This is a genomic window from Anaerobiospirillum sp. NML120448 (assembly GCF_023050945.1).
Taxonomy (GTDB): domain Bacteria; phylum Pseudomonadota; class Gammaproteobacteria; order Enterobacterales; family Succinivibrionaceae; genus Anaerobiospirillum.
The window spans coordinates 1-3,701 of sequence record NZ_JALKIM010000125.1 but is presented as its reverse complement, the minus strand read 5'-3'; the positions used below and the strand labels follow the sequence as shown (position 1 = coordinate 3,701).

The 3,701-nt window shown below is 40.4% G+C and carries 1 protein-coding gene; it reads left to right on the top strand.

All coding sequences use genetic code 11. The features are described from left to right. The first annotated feature begins 208 nt into the window (after positions 1 to 208). Complete coding sequence (locus tag MXE38_RS11885; protein ID WP_246915350.1) at positions 209 to 2,269, top strand: IS3 family transposase; 2,061 nt, start codon at positions 209 to 211, stop codon at positions 2,267 to 2,269. Positions 2,270 to 3,701: the final 1,432 nt, after the last annotated feature.

Below are 3,701 nucleotides of genomic sequence, written 5' to 3'. Positions count from 1 at the left end.
TTAAATGATGGGGTATACTTGTCTTCATAGAAAAACATGGCGGGAGCAGCTTTTATGCTGCGACCGCCTATAATACAGGAGACATAGTATGCCGTCAAATACTAAATTCAATCGATCGAAATTGACTCTTGAGAATGCTGAGAAAATTTGTCAACTTTTACTCGAAAAAGCACCTCATAAAGAAATTTCTAAGCAAACCGGCGTAAGCATGGCGATGCTTGAAATTTATGTAAATTTCCTTGCTTATAATGGTAAAGAGGTTTTTATTGATCACTATATCAATAACAATAAGCCTCAATATACCCACCTTGAGTACTGCGCAATTGTTGAATGTATGGTTATTAACGGCTTAACTTATTCAACAGTTTGTGCGATGTTTCGTACTCATAAAGACCCTATCAAGAAACGCTATGATAAGCGTGGGAAAACTCCTTTAGAAGGAGTAATTCCAGCTGCAATCCCTCCTCAAGTAGATTCTCCTTTCAAACAATTTGGTCTTAGAGCTAAGAAAGTTAAGCCAAAAGGAAAGGATGCCTGTATTCAAAGTTTGGATATTCCAGACTACGTTAAACAGCCTTATAAAGGCCCTTGTGAACAGTCAGATTCGGAGCCAGCTCCAACATTCAATGAAACAGGTGCAGTCCACTTTGTTATTAAAGATGAGCACCTAAATTCACGTGAAGAGCAGACTCTTGAGCTTGAAGTCGATGAGCGAGGCTTCGATAAGGACGGCAATTTTAGGGGTAGAGCACAGGCTCCTATAGTTAAGCACGGTGGTAAGTGGAAAAACCGTACTAAAGCGACTGTTGAAAACCAGAAGAGCCAAGAAAAGCTTCAATATTCCATTGAGAATGCTGAATCAAAGCTCGTCACAGATGCTTCTGAGTTAGCTCAAGTACTCTGTCCAGCCAAGCTTAACCGTAATGACTTTGTTGTTTTACCTGACTTTGAGGCTAAGGACTGGACTCCAGATCTAGAACGCAAAGGTGGACGTCCTCGTGACATAAACGTGTTTTCTGACGGGTTTGATGATCTGCCTGTAGAAGTTCAACTTAAAGCCTTAAAGAGCGCTTGCATTTCATTAGTAGGTCAGTGTCAGGCAACTGTTTTGGCTTATGAAATTCATCTTGGAAATGAACAGCTTCTTAACGCTTCTGGTATTAAAAAAAAACTACTAAGCGTAAATAAGTCCGACAAGTTTGAAGCAATAAACTTGATGCGAGAGTTCTTTCCACGCAAGTATTCAGTAGCTCAACTTTGTGAGTTTGTGGATGCTAAACCAATGGATTTAGCTTACTACAATCAAAACCTTCAAAAGCCTGATGAGGCTGATCACAGCAAGGATGCGCTCAAACAAGCCATTTTTGAAATCTTTACGGAGATTGGCAATGGCAGGTGGGGACAAAGACGAATTGCCAAATTTATGAGGACAACGAATATCCTCAAGTACCGATTTAACGTCTCTGCACGTACTGTTGGTAACTATATGAAAGAGCTTGGCCTTTTCGTTGTCAACACAAAAGTTGATCATAGGAAAACGAACTCTTATAAGGGCGAGAATGAAAACATTGTCCCTAATCATGTGGACAGATGCTTTTCTCTAGAAGAGTCTTTCACCTTACTTGTTACTGATGTTTCAGAAGAGTATGTCGTAATTGGCGAGAAAAGGATCAAGTACTTTTTTAGCCCAATATATGATGTAGGTGCTAAGAAGTTTATCAACTTTACCGTAGCCGTATCAGCAAAGGTTGTGGTGATATGCGAAAGCCTTAAGGCAGCCATTCGCAAGATTCCTAAAAACGGTAAGTTGCACATCTTACACTCTGATCGAGGTAATCAGTACTTCCATGACGTGTTTGTGCGAATTTGTGATGAAGCTAATATCACAAGAAGCATGTCCAATAAGGGATGCTGCATTGATAATTCTGTTATTGAATCTCAGTTTAACAAGTTTAAACAAGAGGTTATTAGGGAGAGGACTTATTCGTCCGAGGCTGAGTTTCTAACCTCAGTACAACGTTATGTTGATGCGGTAAACTCAAATGCGATACCTCGTATTCCTACAGTTTATTCTAATAGACCTCCTAGACCTGTTATCTCTTCGGATGATGACATTGAGTCACTAAAGTCCAGACAAGACGAGTTTCATCGCAAGAGACGAGAACTTGAGGAGCAAAGAGTATTACAAAAATCTCGTGATACTCAAAAAAATGGGGCTGAATCTAAAGCTTCAACCCCCCAAAAAAAATCATTGAACAATCAGATTTAATTACTGATTAACAGTCATTTTACACTGATTGTTCAAAACTTTAAAGCTTGTATTTAACCTGTGTCATGTACTGTGATTTTGGTTATAGCGAATCCTGGAAGTTAGGTACATCTTTCCAGTAGCGTAAGATCTTTAGGCCATAGTGGTTTAGCGCGGCATGAAGCGGCATTCATGACGCGCTAACATGCCGCAACCGATCTTAGATTTTGCCTAAATTTTAAAAGCTTAGCTATAACTAATCACGGTACTAAGTTGACTTAGATTCACTAAGATTCGAAGTAATGCGTAACCAAATTGGAAACAATTTGAAGTGCCACATCAACGCAATAAAGTACTTGTTTTAAAGACTGCAAGCACCTCTGCTGCATACACGGCTTAGGCGCTGCCCCGAGCCTGCGTAAGCATGAGCAGGCGGGGATAAAATTCAGTTCATGCTTATATGTTAGATGATCTGCTGTATGGCTAAACGATTATCTAGCGCTACTCATAACAAACATTAAGGATGCTTAATTAGATATCACTCTACTCACACGTAGAGCACTTATACAACGTCATAGAGCACGATATTAGCTATAACGGTAATACTCTATTACCTAGTATCAGTATCTCGCTAATTGATGAGTATATGAGCCTCTACGCACCTTTAGAAATCTATCTCTATTAAGCTCTGGATAATTATGGCTCCAGCACATAACCATCCTAGAAAATAAGCTGGAACGACACAGGATAAATTGATGTGGCGGGCTAATCGGTAACTCAAGCAGATAGCAAAACGATACAAATCAGCTTGCTAAAGCATAAGGCTACAGATTTTAAGAATTGTTAACTTGATAAAATTAAGGAGATTAGGTAAAGGAAGCTATTAATAGCTTAATCCCCTATGCCCAATTACTCCCGAAAAGTAAGCCCCTTGGCTGATTTATTGGCACTGGGCTCGGATTTTCATGGGGGTCGGCTGGTCAGATCTTGTTGATTTGCTCATGCTATGCCTAAGGCTACAGGAGATCTAAGCTATTATTAGCTTGCTTCCCCATGCCCAATTACTCCCGAAAAGTAAGCCCCTTGGCTGAAATATAAGCACTATAGTCCATTTTCTGGGTGGCTTTGCCTCTCAGATCGTTTTTGACGTGATCGTGCTCAACCTCAGGCTACAAGGAGATCTAAGGTCTATTTAGACCTGTTTCCCCATGCCCAATTACTCCCGAAAAGTAAGCCCCTTGGCTGAAATATAAGCACTATAGTCCATTTTCTGGATGGCTTTGCCTGCCAGATCGTTTTTGACTAGATCATGCTCAGCCTCAGGCCACAAGGAGATCTAAGGTCTATTTAGACCTGTTTCCCCATGCCCAATTACTCCCGAAAAGTAAGCCCCTTGGCTGAAATATAAGCACTATAGTCCATTTTCTGGATGGCTTTGCCTGCCAGATCGTTT